20 protein-coding genes, 1 tRNA gene and 1 pseudogene are annotated in these 20420 nt (G+C 69.8%); 10 read left to right on the top strand and 12 right to left on the bottom strand.

Annotated features, from left to right (window positions below; genetic code table 11):
- Window positions 1-3: 3 nt before the first annotated feature.
- Entirely contained in the window at window positions 4-1698 is a 1695-nt protein-coding gene (locus tag AB0O21_RS00650) for a histidine kinase (protein WP_365165399.1), read from the bottom strand.
- A 141-nt stretch (window positions 1699-1839) separates the two neighbouring features.
- Here AB0O21_RS00650 and AB0O21_RS00645 point away from each other — a divergent pair, with 141 nt between their 5' ends.
- Window positions 1840-2382: an MOSC domain-containing protein gene (locus tag AB0O21_RS00645; protein ID WP_365164449.1), complete on the top strand. Its 543-nt coding sequence runs from the start codon at window positions 1840-1842 to the stop codon at window positions 2380-2382.
- Between the two features lie 197 nt (window positions 2383-2579).
- On the opposite strand, the gene AB0O21_RS00640 is transcribed toward AB0O21_RS00645, so the two are convergent.
- A tRNA-Leu gene (locus tag AB0O21_RS00640) sits at window positions 2580-2662 on the bottom strand.
- A gap of 293 nt (window positions 2663-2955) precedes the next feature.
- On the opposite strand from AB0O21_RS00640, the gene AB0O21_RS00635 reads away from it, so the two are divergent.
- The 7 genes from AB0O21_RS00635 (at window position 2956) to AB0O21_RS00605 (ending at window position 12224) form a co-directional block, all read left to right on the top strand.
- Window positions 2956-3765 carry a DUF3662 and FHA domain-containing protein gene (locus tag AB0O21_RS00635; RefSeq protein WP_365164447.1) on the top strand — a complete coding sequence of 270 codons (810 nt, stop codon included), beginning with the start codon at window positions 2956-2958 and terminating at the stop codon, window positions 3763-3765.
- A 10-nt stretch (window positions 3766-3775) separates the two neighbouring features.
- Window positions 3776-4273, top strand: coding sequence for an FHA domain-containing protein (locus tag AB0O21_RS00630; protein WP_365164445.1), 498 nt, complete (start codon window positions 3776-3778; stop codon window positions 4271-4273).
- A gap of 138 nt (window positions 4274-4411) precedes the next feature.
- The gene (locus AB0O21_RS00625) at window positions 4412-5875 is read left to right on the top strand and encodes a PP2C family serine/threonine-protein phosphatase (RefSeq protein WP_365164443.1); all 1464 of its coding nucleotides are present in this window, start codon (window positions 4412-4414) and stop codon (window positions 5873-5875) included.
- 31 nt (window positions 5876-5906) lie between these two features.
- A complete protein-coding gene (locus AB0O21_RS00620; RefSeq protein WP_365164441.1) occupies window positions 5907-7343 on the top strand; it encodes an FtsW/RodA/SpoVE family cell cycle protein in 1437 nt (478 codons plus the stop codon).
- The gene (locus tag AB0O21_RS00615; protein WP_365164439.1) at window positions 7340-8809 is read left to right on the top strand and encodes a penicillin-binding transpeptidase domain-containing protein; all 1470 of its coding nucleotides are present in this window, start codon (window positions 7340-7342) and stop codon (window positions 8807-8809) included. Before AB0O21_RS00620 ends, AB0O21_RS00615 begins: the two co-directional genes overlap by 4 nt.
- Before the next feature lie 219 nt (window positions 8810-9028).
- A complete protein-coding gene (pknB, locus tag AB0O21_RS00610) occupies window positions 9029-11041 on the top strand; it encodes a Stk1 family PASTA domain-containing Ser/Thr kinase (protein ID WP_365164437.1) in 2013 nt (670 codons plus the stop codon).
- Window positions 11042-11186: 145 nt separating this feature from the next.
- Complete coding sequence (locus AB0O21_RS00605; RefSeq protein ID WP_365164435.1) at window positions 11187-12224, top strand: restriction endonuclease; 1038 nt, start codon at window positions 11187-11189, stop codon at window positions 12222-12224.
- A gap of 81 nt (window positions 12225-12305) precedes the next feature.
- On the opposite strand, the gene AB0O21_RS00600 is transcribed toward AB0O21_RS00605, so the two are convergent.
- From AB0O21_RS00600 to AB0O21_RS00575, 6 genes and pseudogenes are all read right to left on the bottom strand, one after another.
- Window positions 12306-13046, bottom strand: coding sequence for a class E sortase (locus AB0O21_RS00600; protein ID WP_365164433.1), 741 nt, complete (start codon window positions 13044-13046; stop codon window positions 12306-12308).
- Between the two features lie 12 nt (window positions 13047-13058).
- Window positions 13059-13778: pseudogene (locus tag AB0O21_RS00595) on the bottom strand (class E sortase); the annotation flags it as partial.
- Window positions 13779-13912: 134 nt separating this feature from the next.
- A complete protein-coding gene (locus AB0O21_RS00590; protein ID WP_365164432.1) occupies window positions 13913-14551 on the bottom strand; it encodes an aminodeoxychorismate/anthranilate synthase component II in 639 nt (212 codons plus the stop codon).
- Complete coding sequence (locus tag AB0O21_RS00585) at window positions 14548-14748, bottom strand: hypothetical protein (RefSeq protein ID WP_329391308.1); 201 nt, start codon at window positions 14746-14748, stop codon at window positions 14548-14550. Before AB0O21_RS00585 ends, AB0O21_RS00590 begins: the two co-directional genes overlap by 4 nt.
- A gap of 65 nt (window positions 14749-14813) precedes the next feature.
- A complete protein-coding gene (locus AB0O21_RS00580) occupies window positions 14814-15560 on the bottom strand; it encodes a class E sortase (RefSeq protein WP_365164430.1) in 747 nt (248 codons plus the stop codon).
- Complete coding sequence (locus AB0O21_RS00575; protein ID WP_365164428.1) at window positions 15541-16329, bottom strand: DUF881 domain-containing protein; 789 nt, start codon at window positions 16327-16329, stop codon at window positions 15541-15543. Before AB0O21_RS00575 ends, AB0O21_RS00580 begins: the two co-directional genes overlap by 20 nt.
- Before the next feature lie 91 nt (window positions 16330-16420).
- On the opposite strand from AB0O21_RS00575, the gene crgA reads away from it, so the two are divergent.
- The gene (crgA, locus tag AB0O21_RS00570; protein WP_329382439.1) at window positions 16421-16675 is read left to right on the top strand and encodes a cell division protein CrgA; all 255 of its coding nucleotides are present in this window, start codon (window positions 16421-16423) and stop codon (window positions 16673-16675) included.
- A 127-nt stretch (window positions 16676-16802) separates the two neighbouring features.
- On the opposite strand, the gene AB0O21_RS00565 is transcribed toward crgA, so the two are convergent.
- Both AB0O21_RS00565 and AB0O21_RS00560 read right to left on the bottom strand, forming a co-directional pair.
- Window positions 16803-17678: a rhomboid family intramembrane serine protease gene (locus tag AB0O21_RS00565; protein ID WP_365164425.1), complete on the bottom strand. Its 876-nt coding sequence runs from the start codon at window positions 17676-17678 to the stop codon at window positions 16803-16805.
- Window positions 17679-17699: 21 nt separating this feature from the next.
- Window positions 17700-18227, bottom strand: a complete 528-nt coding sequence (locus AB0O21_RS00560) for a peptidylprolyl isomerase (protein ID WP_365165397.1) — start codon at window positions 18225-18227, stop codon at window positions 17700-17702.
- 174 nt (window positions 18228-18401) lie between these two features.
- On the opposite strand from AB0O21_RS00560, the gene AB0O21_RS00555 reads away from it, so the two are divergent.
- A complete protein-coding gene (locus tag AB0O21_RS00555; protein WP_365164423.1) occupies window positions 18402-19091 on the top strand; it encodes a DUF5324 family protein in 690 nt (229 codons plus the stop codon).
- Between the two features lie 112 nt (window positions 19092-19203).
- On the opposite strand, the gene AB0O21_RS00550 is transcribed toward AB0O21_RS00555, so the two are convergent.
- Together AB0O21_RS00550 and AB0O21_RS00545 are read right to left on the bottom strand one after the other, a co-directional pair.
- Window positions 19204-19740, bottom strand: coding sequence for a LysM domain-containing protein (locus AB0O21_RS00550; protein ID WP_365164420.1), 537 nt, complete (start codon window positions 19738-19740; stop codon window positions 19204-19206).
- A gap of 161 nt (window positions 19741-19901) precedes the next feature.
- The gene (locus AB0O21_RS00545) at window positions 19902-20381 is read right to left on the bottom strand and encodes a MarR family winged helix-turn-helix transcriptional regulator (RefSeq protein WP_365164418.1); all 480 of its coding nucleotides are present in this window, start codon (window positions 20379-20381) and stop codon (window positions 19902-19904) included.
- Window positions 20382-20420: the final 39 nt, after the last annotated feature.

Genomic DNA, 20420 nt, shown 5'->3' with positions numbered 1-20420 from the left:
CTCCTACTGCTTGACCTCGTAGACCTGCTTGTCGACGAGCTTGCCGTCCTTGAAGCAGAACCGGAAAACGGTGTCGCTGTTGAGGTTCTCCTGGGGCTCCGTCGACAGCAGCACCAGGCAACTGGCGCCCTCCGGCCGCGGCGGCCCCTTGTACTCCATTCCCGACGTCAGCAGGTTGCCACCCTCGGGCAGCCTGCCGCGCACCAGTTCCTCGGACTCGCCCACCCGCACCGCGTCGAACTCGGCCCGGTCGATCATCGACTTGTTCACCGACCCCAGTACGACGGCGACCCCGATCCCGACCACGATCACCAGCAGCACCACCGCCGCGAACGCGATCCCGCAGCCCATGGCCACGCTCCCGGAGCGGCTGCGCACCCGCACCGCCAACTCCCGGTCCACCGCGTCCCAGTCCATCGGAGGCACGCTCTTGGAACCCTTGCGGCTCCACACCCCCCGCGCCTGGGCCTGCTGCCCGAAGTCGTCGGCCGGCTCCGCGACCCCGGCCGGCCCCGCCCCGTAGGGCAGCACCCCCGCCACCCGGAACCCGCCGTCCTCGGTCCCGCCCGCGTGCACCATCCCGCCGACCAGCCGCGCCCGCTCCCGCAGCCCCGTCAGCCCCTGCCCGCCCGAGACCACCTCACCGGCCCCCCGACCGGGCGCCGGCCCATTGGCGATCTCCACCACCAGCGAGTCGTCCTCGTAGCGCAGTTCCACCGTGATCGGCGCCCCCGGAGCGTGCTTGTACGCGTTCGTCAGCGCCTCCTGCACGATCCTGTACGCCGCGTGGTCGCAAGCCGCCACCAGCGGCCTCGGCTGCCCCGACCTCCTCAGCCGCACCTCGGTACCCGCGCCCCGGGCCGCCTCCACGACCCCCTCGATCCCGGCCACCCCGCGCGCCGCCGGCTGCGCCGCCTCCTCCACGGGCAGCGGCGCCTCCACCCCGTCCCGCAGGATCCCGACGACCTCGCGCAGCTCGTGCATCGCCGCCACCGAGGCCTGCCGCAGCACACCCACCGCCTCGCGCTGGCGGTCGGTCAGCTTCGGATCCACCTCCAGCGCGCCCGTGTGCACCGAGATCAGCGCCAGCTGGTGACCGAGGCTGTCGTGCATGTCCTGCGCGATCCGCTGCCGCTCGCGCAGCCGCGCCTGACCCGCGACCATGGCGCGCTCGCGCAGCAGTTGGCCGTTGCGCTCCTGCAGCGCCCGCAGCAGGGTCCGGCGCTGGGACCAGTACCGGCTGGCCAGACCCGGCATCAGCGTGATCACCAGGAACACCAGCGTGGTGAACACGAGCACCAGCAACGGCCGCATCTGCGACCACTGATCCCACACGCTCAGACCCACCGCCGCCGCGAACGCCAGCGTGAACGCGACCAGCGCCCTGCCCACCCCGACGATCCGGCGCCCCGCGGACCAGCCCAGCAGGACCGTGATCAGGAACGCCCCGGGCAGCACCGCCGCCGCCGCCGAACCGACCACGAGCGTGGTCCCCGGCAGCCGCCGCCGCAGCAGGGTCAACACCACCACGGCCACCACGGACGCCGCCATCCGCTGCCCGGACCCCTTGTCGAGCTCCTCGACCCCCAGGCCGAGCACGCCCATCACGACGGCGATGGCCAGATCCCCCGCCAGCATCCGCCGCGTCCAGGGCTCGGGCCCCTTCAACCAGTCCCAGCCCGCCCGTGCCTTCGCCATGACATCCACGCGCCCGACCCTAGACACCCGGACCCCGGCCCCGCCGCCCCCTTTCGTCGCGCCCCGCGCAACGAAAGTCGAACGTCCACGCCCGTCTACAGTCGTGGACGATCCGCACCACCGAGGAGGGGGCTCCCAGCAATGAACGCGACAGTGACGGCAGTCAGCAGCAACGGCGAATACTCGTTCACCAAGCCGAACCGGGACAGCATCACCCTGCTCACCGGCCTCGGCGTGGAAGGCGACGTACACGCCGGCGTGACGGTCAAACACCGCTCCCGCGTCGCACAGGACCCGACCCAGCCGAACCTGCGCCAGGTCCACCTCATCCACGAAGAGCTCTTCACCGAGGTCGGTGACCAGGGATTCGAGGTGGCGCCCGGCCAGCTCGGCGAGAACATCACCACGCGCGGCATCGACCTGCTCGGCCTGCCGACCGGCACCCTCCTGCGCATCGGCGACGCGGCGGTGCTGGAAGTGACCGGACTGCGCAACCCCTGCCTGCAGATCGACGCCTTCCAGGACGGCCTGCTGAAGCAGGTCGTCGGCCGCGACGAAGCCGGGAACGTCGTACGCAAGGCCGGAATCATGACCACGGTGCGGGAAGGCGGCGTCGTCCGCCCCGGCGACACGATCGAAACGGAACTCCCCCAGGGCCCCTTCCGGCCCCTGGAACGGGTCTGAACCGCCCCTGAACCCGACCCGAAGCCGCCCGCCCGGCCCCGGACTTCGACCTCCGCGGGCCGGACCCGGCGAAAGCGATCCGCATCACACCTGCCGGGGAACGCAGCGCACACCACAACCGGCACCAGGCACGGAGCACACCCCGCGAAAACACGAAAGGCCGCCACCGCTTTCGCGGTGACGACCATTCGTCGATGTGGGCGAGGGGGGATTTGAACCCCCACGTCCCGAAGGACACTGGCACCTGAAGCCAGCGCGTCTGCCGTTCCGCCACTCGCCCGAGCAGCGTCCCAGTGGTTCTTCCCTTTCGGGCCGTTCCCCTGGCGACGTCGAAACATTAGCACGTCGGACGGGGTGGATTCACATCGCTTTCCCCGCACCCCCCAAGCCCGCCGTGGACAGCCCCTCCCGCACTCCGCTCCCGGTGCGGGACACTGTCCTCGGGCCGCCCCTACGATCCCCTGTGAGGACCAACACTCGTCCTCACAGGACCGATGGGGAACCAGCCGAATCCGCCACGCGTGGATACGATCAGTAAGCAGTACAGGGCGACAACGACGGAGGAGGTGCCCCATGGGAGTCCTGAAGCGGTTCGAGCAGCGACTCGAAGGTCTGGTGAACGGCACCTTCGCCAAGGTCTTCAAGTCCGAGGTCCAGCCGGTGGAGATCGCCGGCGCCCTCCAGCGGGAGTGCGACAACAACGCCACCATCTGGAACCGCGAGCGGACCGTCGTCCCCAACGACTTCATCGTCGAACTCAGCGCCGGCGACTACGACCGCCTGAGCCCCTACTCCGGGCAGCTCGGCGACGAGCTCGCGGGCCTGGTCCGCGAGTACGCCAAGCAGCAGCGCTACAGCTTCATGGGCCCCATCAAGGTCCACCTGGAAAAGGCCGACGACCTCGACACCGGCCTGTACCGCGTCCGCAGCCGCACCCTCGCCTCCAGCACCTCCCAGCCCGGAGCCGCACCCCAGGGCCCCCAGGGCGGCTACGGCTACCCCCCGGTCTCCGCCCCGCCGATGCCCGCCGGACCGCCCCCGGGCGCCCCCCGCCGCGGACCGGCCCCCAGCGGACCCGCCCCCGTACCCGGCAGCGGCGCCCCCCGGCGCCACTGGATCGAGATCAACGGCACCCGCCACCAGATCTCGCGCCCCACGCTCGTACTCGGCCGAAGCACCGAAGCCGACGTGCGGATCGACGACCCCGGCGTATCGCGCCGGCACTGTGAGATCCGGACCGGAACGCCCTCGACGATCCAGGATCTCGGGTCCACCAACGGCATCGTGGTGGACGGGCAGCACACCACCCGCGCTACGCTCCGCGACGGCTCGCGGATCGTCGTGGGCAGCACCACCATCATTTACCGGCAAGCCGAAGGGTGAAGCGGGGGCAATGTCAGAGCTGACCCTGACGGTCATGCGGTTGGGTTTCCTGGCCGTTCTGTGGCTGTTCGTCATCGTGGCCGTCCAGGTCATCCGCAGCGACCTCTTCGGAACGAGAGTGACCCAGCGCGGCTCCCGCCGCGGCGGCGCCACCGGCGCCCCGCAGCAGGCCGGCCGGCAGTCCGCGCCGCCGCAGCAGCGCCAGCGCCGCGGTGCGCCCACCAAGCTCGTCGTCTCCGAGGGCACCCTCACGGGCACCACCGTGGCCCTCGCCGGCCAGACGATCACGCTCGGCCGCGCCCACGACTCCACGATCGTGCTGGACGACGACTACGCGTCCAGCCGCCATGCCAGGATCTACCCCGACAGGGACGGCCAGTGGATCGTCGAGGATCTCGGGTCCACCAACGGCACGTATCTCGACCGGACCCGGCTGACCACCCCGACGCCCATTCCGCCGGGCGCCCCGATCCGCATCGGCAAGACCGTCATCGAGCTGCGGAAGTAGTACGAGAATGAGCGAGCGGAGCGAGCGCGCTGCGGCGATCCGTCCCACCGAGGACACGGACACCCGCGCGCTCCCGACCGGAGGGTGGGCAGTGTGGCTCGAGACCGGTTGTACCCGGAGCCGACCGGCGAGGTGCGCATGAGTCTGTCCCTGCGGTTCGCCGCCGGATCACACAAGGGCATGATCCGCGAGGGCAACGAGGACTCCGGCTACGCCGGACCCCGTCTCCTCGCGATCGCCGACGGCATGGGCGGCCAGGCCGCGGGCGAAGTCGCCAGCTCCGAGGTGATCTCCACCCTCGTGCAGCTCGACGACGACGTCCCGGGCTCCGACATCCTCACCTCCCTCGCCACGGCAGTGCAGCGCGCCAACGACCAGCTGCGCGCCATGGTCGAGGAGGACCCCCAGCTCGAAGGCATGGGCACCACCCTGACCGCCCTCCTGTGGACCGGCCAGCGCCTCGGCCTCGTCCACGTCGGCGACTCCCGCGCCTACCTGCTGCGCGACGGCGTCCTCACCCAGATCACCCAGGACCACACCTGGGTGCAGCGCCTCGTCGACGAGGGCCGCATCACCGAAGAGGAAGCCACCACCCACCCGCAGCGCTCGCTGCTCATGCGCGCACTGGGCAGCGGCGACATCGTCGAACCCGACCTCTCCATCCGCGAGGTCCGCGCCGGCGACCGCTACCTGATCTGCTCCGACGGACTGTCCGGCGTCGTCTCCCACCAGACCCTGGAAGAGACCCTCGCCGACTATCACGGCCCCCGCGCCACCGTGCAGTCCCTCATCCAGCTCGCACTGCGCGGCGGCGGCCCCGACAACATCACCTGCATCGTCGCCGACGTCCTCGACACCGACAGCGGCGACACCCTCGCCGCCCAGGTCAGCGACACCCCCGTCGTCGTCGGCGCCGTCGCCGAGAACCAGCACCAGCTCTTCGACGGCGGCAACGCCATGCAGACCCCCGCCGGCCGCGCCTCCGGCCTGGGCCGCCAGGTCCCGCCCCCGGCCGGCGCCTTCGGCCCCCCCGGCAGCGGCGAGGCCCCCGGCTACGGCGGCTACCCCGACCAGAACCAGGGCGGCGGCGCATACGGCAGCTTCGGCGAAGCCGACGCCTACGAACCCGACTCCGGCTACGAGGACACGTACGACCACCCCCGCAGGCGCCGCGGCAAAGGGCGCAAGTGGGCCACCCGCACCCTGACCCTGCTGATCGTCGCCGGCGTCATCGGCGGCGGCCTCTACGCCGGCTGGCGCTGGACCCAGACCCAGTACTACGTCGGCATCAAGGGCGAACACGTCGCGCTCTTCCGCGGCATCAGCCAGAAGCTCGGGCCGCTGGAGCTCTCCAAGGTGGAGACCGACCGCCCCGACATCGAACTGAAGTACCTCCCGCCCTTCAAGCGCAAGCTCGTCGAGGACACCATCAGCGAAGGCAGCCTCTCCGGCGCCCGCGAGAAGGTCGACGAACTCGGCGTCCAGGTCTCCGCCTGCAAGAAGGACGAAGAACGCCGCAAGGCCGAGGCACAGGGCCAGACACCGGGCGCCACACTGACTCCCGCGGAGCAGCAAGTGGTCGGCCTGTGCGTCAAGCAGTAGACACTCGCGGGCACAGGGGGCCCGCCACACCATGAGCGTTGTCACCAACACGACCACCATCGGCGCCATCGAGCTGCCGAGCCGGCGGAACACCGAGCTCCTGCTGCTCGGCTTCGCCGTGGTCATCCCGATCTTCGCCTACGCCAACGTGGGCCTCGCGATGAACGGCAGCCTGCCCCCCGGCATGCTGCTCTACGGCCTCGCCCTCGCGGCCCTCGCCGGGATCGCGCACCTCGTCGTACGCCGCTACGCCAAGTACGCCGACCCGCTGCTGCTGCCCCTCGGCATCCTGCTCAACGGGCTCGGCCTGGTGCTGATCTGGCGCCTCGACCAGTCGGAACGCCTGCAGAACCGCGCCAAGGCGGCCTTCGGCGCGTTCTCCGAGTCCGCGCCCAACCAGATGCTCTACACGGCGCTCGGCATCGCCCTGTTCTCCGGCGTCCTCCTGGTCTTCAAGGACCACCGCACGCTCCAGCGGTTCACCTACATCTCGATGGTGACCGCCCTGGTGCTGCTCCTCCTGCCGCTCGTCCCCGGCCTCGGCGCGGACGTCTTCGGCGCCAAGATCTGGATCCGCGTCGCCGGCTTCTCCATCCAGCCCGGCGAGTTCGCGAAGATCGTCCTCGCGGTCTTCTTCGCCGGCTACCTGATGGTGAAGCGCGACGCCCTGGCCCTGGCCTCCCGCCGGTTCATGGGCCTCTACCTGCCCCGCGGCCGCGACCTCGGCCCGATCCTCGTGATCTGGGCCGTGAGCCTGCTCATCCTGATCTTCGAGAACGACCTCGGCACCTCACTGCTGTTCTTCGGCATGTTCGTGATCATGCTGTACGTGGCGACCGAGAGGACCAGCTGGATCGTCATCGGCCTGCTGATGTCCGTCGGCGGCGCCGTCGTCGTCGCCTCCTTCTCCAGCCACGTCGGAGCCCGCGTCAGCGCCTGGCTGGACCCCTTCGGCTGCTGGCAGCGCATGGACAGCGACGCCGGCGCGTGCGAGCAGATCGCCCAGTCGATCATGAGCTTCGGCTCCGGCGGAGTCCTCGGCACCGGCTGGGGCCAGGGCAACTCCGATCTGATCGGCTTCGCCACCAACTCCGACTTCATCTTCGCCACCGTCGGCGAAGAGCTCGGCCTCACCGGGGTCATGGCCTTCCTCCTGCTCTACGGCCTGATCATCGAACGCGGTGTCCGCACCGCGCTCGCCGCCCGCGACCCCTTCGGCAAGCTCTTCGCCATCGGTCTCTCCGGCGCCTTCGCCCTCCAGATCTTCGTCGTCGCCGGCGGAGTCATGGGCCTCATCCCCCTCACCGGCATGACCATGCCCTTCCTCGCCTCGGGCGGCTCCTCCGTCCTCGCGAACTGGGCCCTCATCGGCATCCTCATCCGGATCAGCGACACCGCACGCCGCCCCGCCCCGGCCCCCGCCCCGTCCCCCGACTCCGAGATGACCCAGGTGGTCCGCCCGTCATGAACAAGCCCCTGCGCCGCATCTCGCTGTTCTGCGGGCTGCTCGTCCTCGCGCTGCTGATCCGTACGAACTGGCTCCAGTACGTAAAGGCCGAGGAACTCAGCACGCGCAAGGAGAACCGCCGGGTCCAGATCGCCCAGTACGCCACCGAACGCGGCAACATCATCGTCGCGGGCGAACCGATCACCGGCTCCGCGGTCACCGACGGCAGCGACTACAAGTTCAAGCGGACCTACAAGGACGGCCCCCTGTGGGCCCCCGTCACCGGGTACGCCTCCCAGGCCTTCGGCTCCACCCAGCTCGAATCCCTCGAAGACGGCATCCTCACCGGCAACGACGACCGGCTCTTCTTCGACCGCACCATCGGCATGTTCACCGGCGAGAAGAAGCAGGGCGGCAACGTCGTCACCACGCTCAACCCCGCCGCCCAGAAGGCCGCCTTCGACAAGCTCGGCAGCAAGAAGGGCGCCGTCGCCGCGATCGACCCCCGCACCGGCGCCATCCTCGCCCTCGTCTCCACCCCCTCGTACGACCCCTCCAGCTTCGCCGGCAACTCCAAGACCGACGAGAAGGCCTGGGTCGAACTGAAGGACAGCGAGGACAAGAAGCTCGTCAACCGCGCCCTGCGCGAGACCTACCCGCCCGGCTCCACCTTCAAGGTCGTCACCGCCGCCGCCGCCCTCGAGCACGGCGTCGTCCAGGACATCAACGCCCCGACCGACACCCCCGAGCCGTACATCCTGCCGGGCACCAGGACCCAACTGCCCAACTCGCACAACATGAACTGCGAGAAGTTCAGCCTCAACAAGGCCCTCGAAGTCTCCTGCAACTCGGTCTTCGCCAACATGGGCGACAAGGTCACCCGCGACAAGATGGTGGAGACCGCGCAGAAGTTCGGCTTCAACAACGACAAGATCGACACCCCGGTCCGCGCCTTCGCCAGCATCTACGACAAGACCATGGGCAAGGACGGCAACGCCCAGAGCGCCATCGGCCAGTTCAACACCGCCGCCACCCCGCTCCAGATGGCCATGGTCACCGCCGCGATCGCCAACGACGGCAAGCTCATGAAGCCGTACATGGTCGACCAGCTCACCGCCCCCAACCTCGACGTCATCGAGAAGCACGAGCCGCAGGAAATGAGCCGGCCCCTCTCCGCCGCCAACGCGCAGAAGGTCCAGCAGATGATGGTCAACGTCGTCGAGAACGGCACCGGCACCAAGGCCAAGATCAACGGAACCACCGTCGGCGGCAAGACCGGCACCGCCCAGCACGGCGAGAAGAACGCCAAGAAGCCCTACGCCTGGTTCATCTCCTACGCCGAGAACCCCGACGGCACCTCCCCCGTCGCCGTCGCCGTCGTCATCGAGGACAGCAACGCGGACCGCGAGGACATCAGCGGCGGCGGCCTCGCCGCCCCCGTGGCCAAGGCGGTCATGGAAGCCGTCCTCAACAAGAGCAAGGGCTGAACCGGCCCGGCATGAGCCAGGAGTGACCCACTGATGACGGACCGCGGCGGAGTGATCCACATCACTGATCACGCCCGGATCCGAGCGCACGGTACCGGTCCAGTATCAGACTGTGGCCACGATCCGATCACAGACGATCGGCCGGTAGCCTTTGCGCGAACAGCACACCGCCGGACCACACACAGGTGCGGTCGGGACTGACGGAGAGGGCTGCACGTTATGGAAGAGCCGCGTCGCCTCGGCGGCCGGTACGAGCTGAGCCACGTGCTCGGCCGCGGTGGCATGGCCGAGGTCTACCTCGCCCACGACACCCGGCTCGGTCGTACCGTCGCCGTCAAGACCCTGCGCGCCGACCTCGCCCGCGACCCGTCCTTCCAGGCCCGGTTCCGGCGCGAGGCCCAGTCGGCCGCGTCGCTGAACCACCCGGCGATCGTCGCCGTCTACGACACCGGCGAGGACTACGTCGACAACATCTCCATCCCGTACATCGTGATGGAGTACGTCGACGGATCCACGCTGCGCGAACTCCTGCACTCCGGCCGCAAACTGCTGCCCGAGCGCACCCTGGAGATGTGCATCGGCATCCTCCAGGCCCTCGAGTACTCGCACCGCGCCGGCATCGTCCACCGCGACATCAAGCCCGCCAACGTCATGCTGACCCGCACCGGCCAGGTCAAGGTCATGGACTTCGGCATCGCCCGCGCCATGGGCGACTCCGGCATGACCATGACACAGACCGCGGCCGTCATCGGCACCGCCCAGTACCTCTCCCCCGAGCAGGCCAAGGGCGAACAGGTCGACGCACGCTCCGACCTCTACTCCGCGGGCTGCCTCCTCTACGAGCTCCTCAGCGTCCGGCCCCCGTTCGTCGGCGACTCCCCCGTCGCCGTCGCCTACCAGCACGTACGGGAAGAACCGCAGCCGCCGTCGAACTTCGACCCCGAGATCACGCCCGAAATGGACGCCATCGTCCTCAAGGCACTGGTCAAGGACCCCGACTACCGCTACCAGTCCGCCGACGAGATGCGCGCCGACATCGAGGCCTGCCTCGACGGCCAGCCCGTAGCCGCCACCGCCGCCATGGGCGCCGCCGGCTACGGCTACCCCGGCGACCAGGGCCACGGCTACGGACAGCAGGGCTACGACCAGCCCACCACCGCCCTGCGCACCGCCGACCCCGGCCAGACCTCCATGCTCCCGCCGATGAACCAGAACGACGGCGGCTACGGCGGCAACCAGGGCCACGGCGGCTACGACCAGGGCCCGCGCCGCCGCCAGAGCCAGAAGAGCAAAGCCTCCACGATCCTGCTCGTCGCGGCCGGCCTCCTCGTCCTCATCGGAGCCATCCTCATCGGCCGCGCCTTCATGAGCGACACCGCCGACAACCGGCCCTCCGTACCCAAGCTCATCGGCCAGACCCTGGAACAGGCCCAGAAGAGCGGCGAGAACGTCGGCATCAAGGTCGTCAAGGGCGCCGACGAGGCCTGCCCGGACCAGCCCAAGGGCAACGTCTGCAAGCAGGACAAGGCCCCCGACACCAAGGTCGAAAAGAACTCCACGGTCACGGTGACGGTCTCCACGGGCGCACCCAAGGTCCCGGTCCCCAGCGTGGTCAGCCTGACCTACGAACAGGCCGAGGCAATGCTCAAGGAGAGGGGCTTCCAGGTCGACCGCAAGCCCCAGGAGTCCGAGCGCCCCGCCGGCACCGTCCTCGACCAGAACCCGAAGGCGGGCGGCGAGGCGGAGAAGAACTCCGTCATCACGCTGACCGTCGCCAAGGAACTCTCCAAGGCCACGGTCCCGGACCTCAAGGGCAAGACCAAGGAAGAGGCGATCGCGGCCCTCACCGCGGCGAAGCTGCGGCTCGGCAGCACGACGGAGGTCGAGTCCCCCGGGGCCGCGCCGAAGACGATCATCGAGCAGCAGTACGCGCCGGGTGAGTCGCTGGACGTCAACAAGACGGTCAACGTGACCATCGCCAAGGCCAGCCAGCAGACCACGGTCCCGCAGCCGGCCAACCGGACGCTGGGCCAGTACAAGGACGAACTCCGCCGCGCCAACCTGAAGCCGGGCACCATCACCGGCCCGACGGACGACAACGCGTTGGTGATCGCCACCAACCCGACCGCCGGCAGCCCGGTCAACACCGGCACGAACATCGACATCTGGACGGCCGCGGGCCAGCAGCAGGACGGCGGCCTCTTCGGAGGCCTGACGGGCGGCCGCCGCTAACCGCGGCACCCGCCCCGCACGTATGGGTCCGGCCCCTCTCCGAGGAGAGGGGCCGGACCTTTTTCCGTACGTGTCTTCATATGTGCGAATTCGTTACCCCGGATGGGGTGGGGTATCGGGCTCCGCCGGGGAGGAGCGGAGAGCCGTGATCAACGAGTCGGTACTGCTGGAGTCCAAGACCCTGCGCACGAGCGTGCTGGAACGGACGCACGTCCTGGACAAGGTGAAGGCGCTGTCCCTGCTGCCGGACGGGCTGCACGTGACGACGGCGATGGTGGCGGCGTACTACGAAGTGAACGTCACAGCCATCCGCTCACTTATCGCAGACCACCGCGACGAGCTGGAAGCCAACGGCTATCACGTCCTGACAGGTACACAACTGAGTGCCTTTAAGGCACTCAGTCGCTCCCAGTCACGCTCCGCGTCACTCGCGATCTTCTCCCGGCGGGCCGTACTCAACGTTGGAATGCTCCTCCGGGACAGCGAAGTCGCACGTCAGGTGCGTACGTACCTCCTCGACGCCGAGTACGAGGTCCGTACTCGCCCTGTGGATAACCTTATCCACAGGGCGAGTTGGGACGGGCTCGACGAGCGCGTCGACAGCCGCATCACGGACGTACTCGGCAAGACCGTCGTGCCCATGTTCAACGCTCTCATCGAGACATCCGGCGAGCAGAGCCGCGAGCTGATCTCCCTCCGGGAGGACGTCCAGCAGATCCAGATGAAACTCATCGAGCACGACATCCAGCTCAGCCGCCTCCAGCGCGGCCAGGACGTGAAGGCCCTCACCGGGGTCATCGGGACCATCGACGCCATGAACTGGCGGGAGTTCGAAGAGCACGTCGCCGGGCTGCTGCGGCGTGACGGCTGCACCGACGTCGAGCTGTACGGCGGGCACGGCGGCGACCGCGGGGTCGACATCTCCGCCCGCACCGCCGACGGCCGCACGGTCGCCGTGCAGTGCAAGAACTTCGCGCCCTTCCGGCACGTGCTCAGCGGCGAGATGCAGAAGTTCCTCGGCGCCTCGAAGGTCCTCCACAAGGCCGACGTGGCCCTCTACGTGGCCACGTGCGCCTTCACCCGGGAGTCCCTGGCCATCGCCGCCCAGGGAGGCGTCACAGCCGTTCACAGGGGCCTTCTGGAGGCCTGGAGCGCGGGAGTCCAGCTCCAGGTGCTGCGCTGACTTGATAGTGACAAGTTGTCACTATCAAACGCCGACTTATCCACAGGTCCACCGCTGACTGACCTCCTCAAAGGAGGTCAGTCACCGCAACTCCGCCGGCGGCGTCCGCCCCGCGTCCACTTTCTCCGTCCGCACCAGCTCGCCCCACACCACGTACCGGTACTTCGACGTGTACACCGGCGTGCACGTGGTCAGCGTGATGTAGCGGCCCTCGGCCGTCTTGCCCGAGTCCTTCGGGACCGGGTTGATCACGTCCGTGTTGTACTTCGACGTCTGGCGCAGCTCCGCGAAGACCTTGTACACGTACCAGGTGTCCCGCGTCTCGAAGACGATCGCGTCGCCGTTCTTCACCTTGTCGATGTTGTGGAACTTCGCGCCGTGTCCGTCCCGGTGCGCGGCGAGGGTGAAGTTCCCCTTCCCGTCCCACGGCAGCGCCGACTTCACCGGCTCCGTGTAGTAGCCCGCGACGCCGTCGTCGAGGGTGTCCGGGTCGGTGCCCTTCTTGACCAGCACCTCGCCGTTCTTCATCGCCGGGACGTGCAGGAAGCCGATCCCGCCCTGGACGTCCAGCGCACCCGGCTCCGCCGGCGCGGCCGTCGCCGGGGCCTGCCACTGCTGGCGGATCTCGTCGCCGCGCGCCGACGCCTGCCGGTCCGCGAGGACGTTCGTCCACCACAGCGAGTACGCCACGAACAGGGCCAGTACCAGGCCCGCCGTGATCAGGACCTCGCCCAGCAGGCTCAGGAACCCGGCGAGCAGGCTGCGGCCGCCGGCGGGCTCAGGCGCGGGCGGGGCCGCGGTGCGGCGGCGGGCACGGGACACGGCGATTCGTCCTTAGCTGGTCAGCGCGGGCGGCGGGCCCTGGCTGCGCGGGCGTTCATCGGTCATCCTGCCCCATACGATCATCCGATAGGTGCTGGTGAACTCGGGCGTGCAGGTCGTCAGCGTGATGTACCGCCCGGGCGAGGTGAACCCCGAACCCTCCGGCACCGGCTTGATCACCGACACGTTCGTCGGCGGGGTCTGCGCCAGCGTCGAGGTCGTCTCGTACGTGTAGTACGCGTCCCGGGTCTCCACCACCACGGGGTCCCCCGGCACCAGCTTGTTGATGTAGCGGAAGGGCTCGCCGTGTGTGTTGCGGTGGCCCGCCACCGCGAAGTTGCCCTGCTTGTCCGCCGGCATCGCCGTCTTCAGCGCACCCTCGCCGTAGTGCCCGACCATCCCCCGGTCCAGCACCTTCGGCTTGCTGACGCCCTCCGCGACCGGCACCTTCACGTCCAGCTTCGGGATGTACAGGATCGCGAAACCCTGGCCCGGCTCGAAGGCCGTCACCGGCGGCGCCGCGGCCCCGGCCCCGCCCCCGCCCCCGTCCCCGGAAGGCGTGCCGCCGCCCGGCTCCCGCTGCCAGGTCTGCTGGAGCGAGCCCGCGGCGCCGTCCGCCGTCCACTGCCCCAGCAGGTTCGTGTACCAGAGCTGGTAGGCGACGAACAGCAGCATCACCACGCCCATCGTGATGAACAGCTCGCCGCCCAGCCGGCTCAGGACGATCACCGGTCCGCCCGACGCCGGCCGCCTGCGCCGCCGCCCGCCCCGTCTCCTGCTCTGCCTGGCGGCCCGCTTGGCGGCCTCCTGCGCTGCCCTGCGTCGCGCGGCCCGGCCCTCCGTGGGCGCGGACGGCGCGACCGCCGTCACGCGACGGCCTTGCCCACCACCGGAGCGAGCCCCACCGACCGCTCCACCGCGCCCGCGTCACCGCAGCGCACCAGCCAGTTCGCCAGCATCCGGTGGCCCCACTCGGTGAGCACCGACTCGGGGTGGAACTGGACGCCCTCGACGTCGTACTCGCGGTGGCGCAGGCCCATGATGATCCCGTCCTCCGTCCGCGCCGTGACCTCCAGCGTGTCCGGCAGGGTCGGCGGCTCGGCGGCGAGCGAGTGGTAGCGGGTCGCGGTGAAGGGCGACGGCAGCCCCTCGAACACGCCCTGGCCCTCGTGGACCACCGGCGAGGTCTTGCCGTGCAGCAGCTCCGGCGCCCGGCCCACGACGCCCCCGTACGCCACCGCCATCGACTGCATGCCGAGGCACACGCCGAAGACGGGGACGCCGGTCTGCGCGCAGTGGCGGACCATGTCGACGCAGACCCCCGCCTCCTCCGGCGTCCCGGGCCCCGGGGAGAGCAGCACGCCGTCGAAACCGTCCTGCGCGTGGGAGAGCTCGACCTCGTCGTTGCGCAGCACCTCGCACTCGGCCCCGAGCTGGTAGAGGTACTGGACCAGGTTGAAGACAAAGCTGTCGTAGTTGTCCACGACAAGAATGCGCGCGCTCACGGAGTGACTCCCGATCCCTCGTCCACCGTCACGTCGTTGAAAGGCAGGAGCGGCTCGGCCCAGGGGAAGACGTACTGGAAGAGCACGAAGACCACCGCGAGGACCAGTACGAGGGAGATCAGCGCGCGTACCCACGCGTTGCCCGGCAGATGACGCCAGATCCAGCCGTACATGCCGCCTGTTTCCTTTTCGTCCACGTTTGTTCCAAGCACCGCGGGAGGCGGTACGCGAACAGACTAAAGCCAGCGGCCCGGCGGGTGGGTCAGCTCGCCAAACCCTCCGGCCTGCCCTGCCCCGCGGCGCGCGTGCCGGTCAGTTCCGCCCAGACGACGAGCCGGTGGCTGTGGCCCCACTCCGGGTCACAGGTCGTGAGGGTCAGATAGCGGCCGGGCGTCGTGAACGGCGACTTCGCCGGCACCGGGTCGACCACCCCGACCTCGGTCGGCAGCGTGCGCAGGGGACCGCCGCGCACGGTGTACGTGTACCAGCCGGTGGCGTCCTTGAGGATCACCTCGTCACCCGGGCGCAGCTCGGGGAAGTCCTTGAAGGGGTCGCCGTACGTGCGGCGGTGGCCGGCGACCGAGAAGTTCCCGGCGGCGCCGAGGCGGGCCGTGCCCGGGTAGTGGCCGAGGCCCTTCTTCAGCACCTCGGGGTCGGTGCCCTCCAGGACGGGCTTCTTCCAGTCCCGGCCGAAGCGCGGGATGTACATCTCGGCGAAGGCCCGGCCCGCCGGATAGCCCGCCGGCTCCGGTGCGGGAGGGGCGGCCGGGGCGGGAGCGGGCGCGGCGGCCGTCGGCTGCGGGGCGGGGGCGGGGGCGGCCGCGGGGGCCGCCGCCCAGCGGTCGCGCAGGGCCGACATCTCCCCCTCCATGGCCAGGTCGGCCTTGACCCCGGTCCACAGCAGCACGTACGCCACGAACAGCACGATCAAGGTGCCCGCGGTCAGGCACACCTCGCTGAACGTCCGTACCACCAGGCGCAGTACGAGGTCAGGAGTGACTCGCTTCATTGGCAGGGCCCACCGGCTTCGCATAGTGGAGGTCCACTGTGCCGGAGTAGCCCGGAAGTGTCAGCGCCTTGTGCTCGTCCACTTTCCAGCCGAGCCCGTACGCGTTCACGTACAGCTGGTAGTTCTGCAGGGCCGGCGAGGCCGCCATCGCCTTGCGCAGCGCGGCCGGGTCGCCGACCGCCGAGATCTTGTACGGCGGCGAGTAGACGCGGCCCTGGAGGATCAGCGTGTTGCCCACGCAGCGCACCGCGCTGGTGGAGATCAGCCGCTGGTCCATGACCTGGATGCCCTCGGCGCCGCCCTGCCACAGGGCGTTCACCACGGCCTGCAGGTCCTGCTGGTGGATCACCAGGTCGTTGGGCTGCGGCTCGGGCACGTTGGGGATGCGGGCGGTGGCGTTCGGCGGGGCGTCGTTGAGGGTGACCGTCAGGCCCTTGCCGGACAGCTCCTCGGTACCCGAGGCCGCGCGCAGGGCGGCCAGCTTGGCGTCCTCGGCCTTGGTGCTGCCGTCGTCACGCTCGGCGAGGGCGTCCACCCGGCGCCGTACCGCGCCCATGCTCTGCTCCAGCTCGGCATTGTTCTGGCTGCGCTCGTGGATGAGGTCCGACAGCTTCAGCATCGAGGCGTCGGTCCGGAGGTTCGTACCCTTGGAGGTGTTGAAGCTGGTGACGAAGAGCAGCCCGGCCAGGGCGAAGACCGCGGCCGTCAGCAGCCGGACCGGCCTGGCCCGGCGTCGGACACCCGCGGAGGAGTCGTCGGAATTGCTCAACGTACCCTTCTCCTTCAACGCCACAGGTCCACTACGCTAACGGACGCCCGGGGCAGGCAAGGTCCCCAGCCCATCGACAGGAGAGCCCCTCGTGCCGAAGTCACGTATCCGCAAGAAGGACGACTACACGCCGCCGCCGACTCGGCAGCCGCAGAGCATCCGGCTGACGAACCGCAGCTGGGTCGCTCCGGTCATGCTGGCGCTCTTCCTCATCGGACTCGCGTGGATCGTCGTTTTCTATGTGACCGAGACCCGCCTGCCCATCGAATCCCTGGGCAATTGGAACATCGTGGTCGGATTCGGATTCATCGCGGCGGGATTCGGCGTCTCGACGCAGTGGAAGTGACACCGGATCCAGCACCGATCCGTCTCTGACGCAAGCTCTCCCCATGAGTTATCCACAGCGTCATCCACACCTGAGGAAAAGACAGAAGATCTGTGGATAACTCTGTGGAGGGTTGACGGTGGTGTGATCAGGTGAGTTCCGCCGTCCGGAGCAGGATCACCGCCGCGGCCAGCAGGAATACCGCCGCGCAGGTTCCCCATTGGACCAGTGTGCGGTTCCTGCCGGTGGCGGGCCACAGCATGCCCAGACCCAGCAGTCCGCCGGTGATCAGGCCGCCGACGTGGGCCTGCCAGGACACGGACAGCGCGCCGCCGAGCGGTACGAAGGTCAGCACCAGCATCAGTACGACCATGACGATCACCGGCCGCATCTCGTAGCGCAGCCGGCGCGCCAGGACGACGGTGGCGCCGAGCAGGCCGAAGACGGCGCCGGACGCGCCGAGGGTCGGGGTGTTCGGCGGGCTCAGCAGATAGACGAAGGCGCTGGCGCCGAGGCCGGAGAGCAGGTAGACGGCGAGGTAGCGGGCGCGGCCCAGGGCCGCTTCCAGCGGGCCGCCGATGAACCACAGGCCGATCATGTTGCCGAAGATGTGCCACCACTCGACGTGGAGGAACACCGAGGTCAGCAGGCGGTGGTACTGGCCGGTGGAGATCCCTTCGATGGGGCCGCCGGGGAATTCCCGGTACCGGCCGAGCAGCTCCAGGTGGATGACGACGGCCGGGGCGACCAGCCCGAGCAGGAACACCGCGGCGTTGACCGCGATGAGGATCTTGGTGACCAGCTGGGGGTCGCCCGTGACCACCCCGCCCGCGAGGTTGCGCGGCACGTTCGCGGCGGGGCGGTGCCCGGTGCCGGAGCCGTCTCGGACGCATTCGGGGCACTGGAAGCCGACCGAGGCGCTGATCATGCACTCGGGGCAGATGGGACGCTCGCAGCGGGTGCAGCTGATTCCCGTGTCGCGGTCCGGGTGGCGGTAGCAGCGCGGCAGACGGTCGGTGTCCATCGGTTCCCCCGGGGTCGTGGGTCAGCGCTTCTCGATGACGACGGACTTGATGACGACGTCTTCCACCGGCCGCTCGGTGCGGGGGTTGGTGGCGCTGGCCGCGATGGCGTGCACGACCTGCTTGCTGGCCTGGTCGGTGACCTCGCCGAAGATGGTGTGCTTGCGCGTGAGCCAGGCGGTGGGCGCGACGGTGATGAAGAACTGCGAGCCGTTGGTGCCCGGGCCGGCGTTGGCCATGGCGAGCAGGTAGGGCTTGGTGAAGGCCAGGTCGGGGTGGAACTCGTCGGCGAACTGGTAGCCGGGGCCGCCGGTGCCGTTCCCGAGCGGGTCGCCGCCCTGGATCATGAATCCGCTGATCACGCGGTGGAAGACGGTGCCGTCGTAGAGCGGGTCCGTGGTCTTCTGGCCGTCGGTGGGACGGGTCCATTCACGGGCGCCGGTGGCGAGTTCCACGAAGTTGCGGACGGTCTTCGGGGCGAAATTCGGCAGCAGCTCGATCTCGATGTCGCCTTCGCTGGTCTTCAGGGTGGCGTAGAGCTTCTCGGCCACGGATCTGCCTTCCATAGTCGTCACTGTCGGTCCAGATGGTCGCACGGAGGGCTGTACGGCACAGAAATCGTCCACCCGTATGCCCTGTCACGCATGCCGGGCAGCGATATGCAGGGCATGATCCGGGAAAGGGTGGAAAGGTGAACTGTGTCCACCGCCGAGTAGGAGGTTCCAGTGACCCGCAAGGACATGCACCTGGCCGCCGAGCACGCCAGGGAAGCCGTGAAGCACGCGGCGGAAGTGGTGGTGCCGTACGCCGGATCCGCCAAGGACGCGGCGGTGCACTACGCGCACGAGGCGAACGACCTGCTGGCTCCGAAGGTGTCGCACGCCGCCCACGGGGCCGCGCGGCATGCCCGTTCGACGTACGAATGCCATGTGCAGCCCCGGATCCGAGCGGCGCGCACGCACGTGCCGCCGAATGTGGACCGGGCGGCGACCAGGGCGGTGCAGCAGACGCTCGTGGCGGCGCGCCAGGCCGCCGAATACACGCAGCCGCGCATCGAGAGCGCGATCGCGGCGGCCACTCCGGTCGCCGAGGAGGCTGCTTCGCGGTCGACGGCTGCCCTGGCGGCGCTGCGCGGCCAGGTGTCGGCCAAGGAGGTGCAGCAGCTGGTGCGGCGCCATGAGCGGCGGGCGCGTGCGGGCCGGTGGGTCAAGGGCTTCGTGCTGGCCGGCGTGGTGGCCGGCGTTGCGTTCGCGGCGTGGAAGTGGTGGGACCAGCAGGCGAACCCGGACTGGCTCGTCGAACCGCCGGCGGCGACGGAGCTGTCGGCGAGCGACGCGGAGCCGGCGAGCTTCGACGACGAGCTGGCGGAGAAGGAGCGCGAGGCGGGGTCGAGCTCGCCGGACACGAAGCTCTGAGCGTCCTGAGAGTGCCCTGAGGGGCGAGTGACGCGGAAGGGGCCCGGATCCTGGGTGGATCCGGGCCCCTTCGTTCTTTTCGTTCTTTCCCGTTGTCCGCGCCGGGCGTCGGTCAGGTGGGGAGGGTGAGGACCTGCCCCGGGTGGATGAGGTCGGGGTTGGCGCCGATGACGCCCCTGTTCATGGCGTAGAGCTCGCGCCAGCGGGCCTCGTTGCCGAGCTGGTGGCGGGCGATCGCGGAGAGCGAGTCGCCGGGCTTGACGGTGTACGTGCGCTTCTTGGCCGTCGCCATCGGCTTGCGGCCCGGCGCGGCCGGGACGGCCTTGTGCGCGGCGGAGGCCGGGGTGGGGGTGTGCGGGGCGCCGGGCATGACGCCGGCCGCGGTGGGCTTCGGCGGCATGGGGGTGGGCTTGGGGGCGACGGGTACGGCCTTGTGGGCGGCCGACCCGGGGGTCGGGGCTGCGGGCTTGGGGGGTGCGGCGGCCGCCATGCGCTCGGCGGCGGCCCTGGTGGCGGAGGCGGCGTCGGAGGCCTGGCTCACGGGGGGCGTGCTTCCCCTGGCCATCTGCTGCTCGACCTGTTCCTTCGCCTTCTCGGCGGCCTCGTGCGCCTTCTTCTTGTCGGACTTCAGGAAGTCGAAGAGTCCCATGGTGTGTACGCCTCCGGCGTGGTGGTGCCCCCCTCGGCTGGGTGCCTTCCTCCACTGTCCGGCAGGGGGCGCCGGGCGGCCCTGTGACTGGGCCGTTCGGGGGACCTGCGGGAGAGGTGCGGGAGAGGTGCGGGAGAGGTGCGGGAGACGTACGGGGGCTGCTACTGGCGGGCGCGGCGGGCCGGGCGGGGGCTCTCGGAGGGGGTGGCGAGGTCGCCTTCGACGAGGCGTCCGAGGGCGCGCAGGAGGGCGGTGCGCTCGGTTTCGCCGAGGGAGGCGAGGGCGTCGGCGTGGACCTGGTCGACGATGCGCTGGCTCTGGACGGCGACGGCGGCGCCCTCGTCGGTGACGGCGATGACGCGGGCCCGGCGGTCCTTGGCGGAGGGGCGGCGTTCGGCCAGGCCGGCCTTCTCCAGGGCGTCCACGGTGACGACCATCGTCGTCTTGTCCATGTCGCCGATCTCGGCGAGCTGGATCTGGGTGCGCTCCTCCTCCAGGGCGTGGACGAGGACGCAGTGCATGCGGGGGGTGAGGCCGATCTCGTCGAGGGCGGCTGCCATGCGGGTGCGCAGAACGTGGCTGGTGTGGTCCAGGAGGAAGGAGAGGTCGGGCTCGGTCCGGGTGGGTGCCATGGCGGTCATGCGATCCACTCTACCGATTCGATCCGAAGAAAATAGTCT

This window comes from Streptomyces sp. NPDC091371 (genome assembly GCF_040684275.1).
Taxonomy (GTDB): Bacteria; Actinomycetota; Actinomycetes; order Streptomycetales; family Streptomycetaceae; genus Streptomyces.
This window is presented reverse-complemented; position numbering and strand designations above follow the sequence as displayed.